The following is a 7,612-nucleotide window of genomic DNA, read 5'->3' as shown; positions in this document are numbered from 1 at the left end:
CGGGGCATTCCCCGCCTCTTACACCACATCTCTGCGCGCTACCAGGTCTGCTCACAGGGTTCAGATTTTGCCGCATACTTCCGAATTGACGCTGGCATCGCACGGTCCAAAAGCACATTTCGACCAGGAGGATATCATGGACCTGACGCTATGCGGTCAATCCGCTTTTTACTATCACCGTATCCCGCCGCAGGTATTAGGGCTTTACCCCGCTATTAGCCTTGGCAATATGGATCGCAGATGTTGCGGCCTCGGAAGTCGTGCAGTTGTAAAAGACCTGCTTCACGCACCGCTTCACAGGCTTGTATTCACTCGAGCACAATCCGGGTCGCGAAGCCTGTTTAAATCGCACCTCCTGACCCAAGAGCCGCCTCCCGGGTCGTTTAGGCAAACTGAACATGGATTTGATGTCACGTCGCCCGAGTTTACGCTGCTCAGCCTTGCTACGCAGGTCTCACGCAACCAGTTACTCATGACTTGCTACGAGATGTGCGGCTCCTTTGCAGTGTTTACGCCCTGCGAGCGAACGCAACAACAACTCGATGAAGCCATTTCGCTTAAGCTCATTCCATCCAACTGCGGTTGGGAGCGTGTTGTCGACACCAAGGGCAATGACACCAATTTGTGGAAGCGCCCGCCGCTCCTCAGCGCGGCGGATATCGCCGCGTTCGCCAAGCAGGCTGCAGGCCTGCGCGGCGTTAAACAACTGCGCTGGGCGGCCGAGCACATGACGGGGCAGACCGCCTCGCCCTTCGAAGTACAGACCTCCATACTTGTCTCGCTCCCCCGCAACGAGGGCGGCATGGGTATCAACATCGCAAACAACGTGCGCATCCCACTCAGCGACGCCGCGCGCTCACTGTATGACAAAACCTGCTGCTACGCCGATATCCTCATCGAGAGCAACACCGACAGCATGGGCGTCATCTTGGAATGCCAAGGCCGCTCCGCCCACGATGGCGAAGCCGCAAGTCTCTCCGATGCCGAGCGCACCACCGCCCTCACAAGCATGGGCTATGACGTTATCCAGATAACCTATGAGCAAATCAAAGACACGAAGAGCTTTAACAACATCGCCGAACTCATCCATAAAAAGGCAGGGCTCCCCTACATCCCAAAGACCGATCAGGAACGCACCACCGAAGATGCCCTGCGGCGGGAGCTATTGGTCGATTGGGATGAGCTGTTCGCCGTCAAGCCGGCCAGCTAGCAGCTAGCGATCAGGGGGACTGCGGGAACGTCAGAAGCAGCAACGCGAGTCGCAAAGCCCACCTCGGTCAGCTCGATGACCTCGGTAAACGTTGCATCGAAAAACTCCTCAGTTAGCAGGCGGTATGGCGGATGATCGGGCTCGCCGGGGTTTTCGCGTACAATCTCGTGCATGACGCCGATAGTCTTGAGCACATATTCTTTATGGATGGGATACTGCCCAAAACGCGTCGCAGCGGTATAGAGGCGATCGGTCGCACGCGGAATGGAAACGATGCCCAGCGTCTTGCCAAACCAGTCAAAATCGCCCTGCTTTTTAATGCGGAATTCCTCGCACGGCTTGCCGCCGTGTGCTTCCAGATACTGGTTCACACGCGTGTTCCATACCGTGTCGGCCACCAGATGCGACCAGACGCCCAGCGTTAAATCGAGCAGCGACTGCGCCACATCTTCGGACGCAAGCGAGAACTCACAGGCGCCGGGACCGACAACCGGCTCGGCATCCCTGTAGCGCTGAGGATAGTGCACGCGGTTCAGTCGCTCGCGCTCCTCGACAATCGAGGTAGCCTCAGCAGGTTCGCCCGCGGGTGCGCCTTTAAGCAGCGGCGCCACATAGGTATCCCAGAACTCGTGCTCGCGCGGCTTAGGGATAGGCTCGGGCTTTGCAAAGTGCGTAATGCGATACGGAATGGGATCGGCGATGCCAGGGACCATATAGCCCACGAAGATATCCGGAACCACGCAGCCAAACAAAAAGGCATTGCGGTCGCGCACGCTATCGGCAAGCACGCTAGCACGTGCCAGCAAGCGCTCCGTTTGAGCGATATGAATGTTCCAACTTGGCATAGCCACCCCCATAAAACCTGGTTAACTATACCATCACGGCAGAGTCGCACAGGCGGCCATACATACCCTACGCAGCAACTATTCCGCAGCACCGCTTTCGGTTCCATACGACGGCACGGGCGCCTCGACCACATGGTGATATCGATCGATATAGATGGCACGGGCCTCCAGGCGGCGCACCAAATCTTGATGGTGCGTACTCATCAAAACCGTCTTACCGGCAGCAACGTAGGCCAGCAAAAAGTTGACTACGATGTCGCACGAGTCCTCATCGAGCCCGTTGGTGGGCTCATCGAGCACTAGGATATCGGGGTTCATCGACACCACCGCAGCCAGCGCAACGCGCTTCTTTTGCCCGCCCGAAAGCTGATAGGGCGAGGCATCGACCAGATCGGCAACCTGGAACAGCTCCATGGCATCGCGGACGCGGCGCTCGAGCTCGTCTGTCGGCAGCCCCATCTGCGCGGGGCCAAAAGCAACTTCCTCGCCCACCGTAGCGCAGAACAGCTGGGCGTCGGCATTCTGGAACACAAAGCCCACGCGCTGATGAAAACGCTGAGCGGCTGCGGAATCCTTGAGATATGCCGCATCGATCACGTGCCCGTCAAACAGGTACGCACCCGCGTCCGCTAGTTCAAGACCGTTGATAAGGCGCATAATCGTCGTCTTACCGCAGCCGTTGGGACCGAGCAGGGCAACGAGTTCACCACGATCGACCTGCAGCGACACACCATCGACAACCGTATGGCCCGCATAGGAGAACACCACGTCGCGAAACTCGATGAGCGGCACGCTCTTGGCGCCAGTAGCACCGCTCGCGCCCATCACGCCATTCGTATCGTTTGCCAAAACGTCGCCCTTCCCTATCCACATCGACGGCTCGGCCGCCCGCGCTACAGCACGGCGCACAACACTGCCAGCAGCGCCACGCCGGCCGCATAGACCGCATCGCGCCAGCCAAAGCCGCTCCGCGCGGGAGTCGGATACGCACCGGCAAAGCCACGACAAAGCATGGCCTCGTCCATCGCGCGGCTGCATTCCATCGCCTTGATAAACGTCATGCCCATGATACCCGCGATCGAATCGGTACGCGAAAATCCCTCAGGCGCACGGCCAACGCTGCGTAGCATGACCGATTCGCACAGATTGTGCGCCGTGCGACCCAGCACCTCGATGTGCTTGAGCGCCATATCAAACGTAAAGATAACTTCGTCGGGTAGATGCAACATCTTGAGCGCCGCCGACATGCGGCTCCACGTGAGGGTCCACGAAACGCCCAGCACCAGCGACACATTAATGAAGGTCTTGAGTGCAATCTTGAGCATAGCGCCCGTGGCGGAAGCACCCAGCAGCAGGGCAGGCAGCGCCAAAACCACGGCAAACCCCGCGGCAGCCAACGCCGGCACAAAGGTAGCGCGCAGCCCGCGTACAGGGCGCACCGCGACCAGCACCAACGCGATCGCCGCCATTAGCATCAGGTATAGCGGGCTCTGCGTCAGGCACACGCACAGAACGCAGACGAACATCCCCACCAGGCGCACCGGAGCCGAAACGCAAGAAAGGGCGCGGTCGACCATCGACCCGCCCTCGTGCGCGCCTCCACCCAGGCGAACCCGCTCAAGCAGGCTCGCCAGATGCAGGACGTTCTTTTGCATCACACGATGTCGAGCCCCCGCGGGCTCGTAACGCTGCTCGACCGCAAGCCAGCTAGGCAGCTCGGCTATTGCCATGAGCACCGCTTTCCTTAACCGTCAGCGAGATCAGACGGAATGCGATGGTGAGCACTGCCACGCCAATCACGCCCGAAAGAATATACATGGCAGCCTGACCGGCAAAGCCAAGGCCCTGCTCCTCGGAATAGGCCTGCAGGTAATCACCCGTAGGTAGAGCGTCGGCAAAGGTCGGGGTATCGAGGCCGACCGAAGCCTGCAGGCTGTCGTCGCCAGCCTCCTGAACGGCGGTCGCGGCGCCCTCGGCGTCCCACTCACCCCAGGCGTCACCGGTGGCGAGCAAGCCGAGCGGCGTAGCCACGACAAGCACGGCGACCAGAATGAGCGTGGGAATCAGGGAAGTCTTCTTGGCGGTACCATCGGCGGCAAGCTGGCCATCGGCGGCTTCGGGGCCGACGATAATGCTCGGCGCCGTCTTCTTAATGAAGCCGTAGATGGCGGCCGTCGCCACGCCCTCGATCACGCCGGCAACCAGCATATGCGGGATCAACATGGCCGGAATAGCCACGGACAGCGGGAAGGGGCAGTACAGAGGGGCGCCCGAAGCGTTGGTGAAGAGCATCGGCTGAATACCAAACTCGATTGCCGCGCACAGGGCCGCCAGGCACAGGCCGACCCAACCGCTCACGATGGCAGAAACCGAGGTGCCCCAGCTCTTGTCGTGCAGACGGCTGTTGAGCGCACGGAACACGATAGCAGCGACAAACGGCAGCACAAAGGCCATGTTAAAGCAGTTGGCGCCAAACGACAGAACGCCGCCGTCGCCAAACAGCAGCGCCTGCAGCGCCAGCGCGACCGAGACAGCGATAGCCGCGGCCTCGGGGCCCAGCAGCAGCGCGATGAGTGCGCCGCCGACGGCGTGACCAGTGGTGCCGCCGGGCAGCGGCACGTTGAACATCATGAGCAAAAAGGAGAACGCAGCGCAAATACCCAGAAAGGCCATATGCTCGCGATCGAGCGTGGCGCGCACTTTCTTGATGCAGTGAACCCATACGGGCACCATCGCCACCGCCATAACGGCATCGGTCTGCGGGGACAGGTAGTTATCTGGAATGTGCATATACGCCTCCCGGTTGCCGGCACATGGGATTGCAGCGCCGTTTGAATCACCTTGCCAGTGTTACGTATTGCCAGGTTCGTAACACGCCGCCGGCTATCATAGCAAACGGCGCACTGCCAACAAAGCAGTGCGCCGTTTTGCAATACATTCGTCACAGACGCAAGCGATCCTAGCCGCGGACCTCGCCGTTTACGCCCTTGCACACCTTGGTGACGATCTTCTGGTGCGCCTTCTCGACCTCTTCGCTGGTGAGCGTGTGGTCATCAGAGCGATACGTAAGTGCGAAGGCCATGGACTTCTTGCCCGCTCCGATGCGGACCGGATCGCGGTAGACATCGAACAGGCGCACGCCCTCGAGCAGCTTGCCGCCGGCACTCGTAATACGACGCTCAAGATCCTCGCAGGTCACAGTGTTGTCGACCACGATAGCAAGGTCGTGCTCAACGGCCGGGTACTGCGAGAACTCACGGTAGTTCTCCTGATTGCGGGCGCCCTTGATCAGCTTGTCCAGATCGAGCTCAAAGGCAACGACAACCTCGTCAATGCCCATAGCCTCGCGCGCCTCGGGGTGAATCTCGCCGACCCAGCCCAGCACGGTGCCGCCGGACAGAACCTCAGCCGCACGGCCCGGCTGCAAAAAGGCATAGCCCTCGCCCTCGACGGGACGGAAGCGAACCTTCTCGATGCGCAGCTGGGCGAGCAGCTCCTCGACAATGCCCTTGCCAAAGAAGAAACGCAGCTTGCGGTACTTCATGTTCCAGGACTGCTCGCTCCACTGGCCCGAGAGCACACCCGCCACGGACTTGGTCTCCTTGGGCAGGCTGGCGTTCTCGCGACCGTGGAACAGGCTGCCGACCTCGTACAGGTGCACGTTGGGCGTACCGTGCGCCTCGTTGTAGGCCACGGACTGCAGCAGGCCCGGCAGCAGCGAACGACGCATCTCGGTCTGCTCGGCCACCAGCGGGTTCATGAGCACCACGGGGCAGCCGCGGCCTTCGGTGGACATGCCAATCTTCTCCAGGTCGCCCGGGGCGGCAAAGCCAAAGGTCGTGGTCTCGTTGAGGCCGCAGGCGCGCAGGATCTCGCCGACCTTGCGGGTGAGCTTCTGCTCGCGGGTCAGGCCGCCGATGTGGTTCTTGGCAGCCGGGATGGTCGCCGTCACACGGCCCATGCCCCATAGGCGCAGGACCTCCTCGATCAGGTCAATCTCGCGCGGCAGGTCGGGACGGAAGCTCGGCGGGGTAACCATAAAGTCCTCGCCGTCGCGCTCGACGGTGCAGCCCAGACGGGTAAGCGAACGCTCGATAAAGTCGGGCTCGATGTCGGCACCGCAGATGGCATGCACGCGGGCCAGGCGCAGCTTGATGCTGTCGATGGTCTTGGGCGCGGGGAAAACATCGACATAGCCGGGAGCAACCTCGCCGCCGGCGATCTCCTCGATGAGCGCGCAGGTAACGTTGGCGACATCCACGCAGCCAGTCTCGTCAACCTGGCGCTCAAAGCGAATGGAGGCGTCGGAGATCAGCGACAGATCGCGGCTGGTGTGCGAGGTGCGACCGGCGTTGAAGCAAGCGCTCTCGACCATCACGTCGACGGTGTCGTCCTCGATCTCGGAATCCATGCCGCCCATAACGCCGGCCAACGCCACGGGGCGCTCGCCGTCGGTGATAAGGCCCATGCCGGCGTCGAGCACGCGCTCTTCGCCATCGAGCGTCGTGAATTTCTCATCCTGCTGGGCGGCGCGAACCACCACGCGACGGTGGCCATCGCGCTCGGCAAAGGTGTCCAGGTCAAAGGCGTGCAGCGGCTGACCGGTGAGCATCATCACGTAGTTGGTGATGTCGACGATGTTGTTGTGCGGACGCACGCCCAGGGCGTTAAGGCGCTTGACCATCCAGTCGGGCGACGGGCCGACCTTCACGTTGCGCACGATGCGGGCGACATAGCGGTCGCACAGGCCCTCGTCGGCAATCTCGACGGAAAGCTCGTCGTCGGTCGCGCGGCCAGTCTCCGCCTTGATGACGGGCAGCTCAACGTGGAAATCGCGATCGAAAATGGCGCCGGTCTCGCGGGCCATGCCGATCATGGACAGGCAGTCGGGGCGGTTGGGCGTGATCTCGCAGTCGAGCACAGTATCACTCGAGCCCACATACTCGGCAAACGGCATGCCGCAGGGCGTATCCTCGGGCAGGATCATAATGCCAGAGTGGTCGCCGCCCAGGCCGAGCTCGCGTGCGGAGCAGTTCATGCCCATGGACACGACGCCGCGAAGCTTGCTCTTCTTGATCTTGACGTCGCCGGGCAGAACTGCGCCGATCATGGCCGTGACGATGTGGTCGCCGGCCTCGAAGTTCTGCGCGCCGCAGACGATCTGCAGCGGAGCGGGATTGCCGTCAGCGTCGAGGTTCTTGTCACCCACGTCGACCGAGCACACATACATATGGTCGCTATCGGGGTGCGGGGTCTTGGTGAGCACCTTGGAGGTCACCACGTGGTCGAAGGATTCTCCCACGGTGTCAATCGCCTCGACCTCGGTGCCGGTACGGATATATTCGTCCGAAAGAGTCTTGGGATCCTCCGGAATATCGATCATGGTCTTGAGCCAGTCGTAAGAAACGCGCATCTAACTGGTCTCCTTTCATAAATGCGGCTTTGAGCCGGAAAACTGCAACGGAGACGGGTTTTCCAAGTGCCGCAGATTGCCTTGAAAGAGGAGGGCCGCGTACTTAGGTACGCAACCGACGATTGAAAGGCAAGGTGCGGTGCT

The 7,612-nt window shown here is 61.1% G+C and carries 6 protein-coding genes; 1 reads left to right on the top strand and 5 read right to left on the bottom strand.

The genetic code is table 11. The features are described from left to right. Positions 1-1,210 (top strand): endonuclease domain-containing protein (locus tag DWW12_RS08490; RefSeq protein WP_233544280.1); only part of this gene is annotated, 1,210 nt, incomplete at its 5' end. Here DWW12_RS08490 and DWW12_RS08485 read toward each other — a convergent pair. From DWW12_RS08485 to pheT, 5 genes are all read right to left on the bottom strand, one after another. Further along, the gene (locus tag DWW12_RS08485) at positions 1,207-2,055 is read right to left on the bottom strand and encodes a hypothetical protein (protein ID WP_117855732.1); all 849 of its coding nucleotides are present in this window, start codon (positions 2,053-2,055) and stop codon (positions 1,207-1,209) included. The two genes, DWW12_RS08490 and DWW12_RS08485, sit on opposite strands and share 4 nt — an antisense overlap. Positions 2,056-2,133: 78 nt before the next feature. Beyond that, positions 2,134-2,904, bottom strand: a complete 771-nt coding sequence (locus tag DWW12_RS08480; RefSeq protein WP_233544279.1) for an energy-coupling factor ABC transporter ATP-binding protein — start codon at positions 2,902-2,904, stop codon at positions 2,134-2,136. Between the two features lie 44 nt (positions 2,905-2,948). Continuing rightward, the gene (locus tag DWW12_RS08475) at positions 2,949-3,785 is read right to left on the bottom strand and encodes an energy-coupling factor transporter transmembrane protein EcfT (RefSeq protein WP_117855730.1); all 837 of its coding nucleotides are present in this window, start codon (positions 3,783-3,785) and stop codon (positions 2,949-2,951) included. After that, the gene (cbiM, locus tag DWW12_RS08470; RefSeq protein WP_117855729.1) at positions 3,763-4,845 is read right to left on the bottom strand and encodes a cobalt transporter CbiM; all 1,083 of its coding nucleotides are present in this window, start codon (positions 4,843-4,845) and stop codon (positions 3,763-3,765) included. The genes DWW12_RS08475 and cbiM overlap by 23 nt, the downstream gene beginning before the upstream one ends. Before the next feature lie 169 nt (positions 4,846-5,014). Continuing rightward, positions 5,015-7,468 (bottom strand): phenylalanine--tRNA ligase subunit beta, encoded by a 2,454-nt coding sequence (gene pheT / locus DWW12_RS08465; RefSeq protein WP_117855728.1) that lies wholly within the window; start codon positions 7,466-7,468, stop codon positions 5,015-5,017. Between the last annotated feature and the right edge of the window lie 144 nt (positions 7,469-7,612).

This window comes from Collinsella sp. AF14-35 (genome assembly GCF_003464565.1).
Taxonomy (GTDB): domain Bacteria; phylum Actinomycetota; class Coriobacteriia; order Coriobacteriales; family Coriobacteriaceae; genus Collinsella.
Note: the sequence above shows the minus strand (reverse complement) of the source record. Positions and strands in the feature narration are given on the sequence as shown.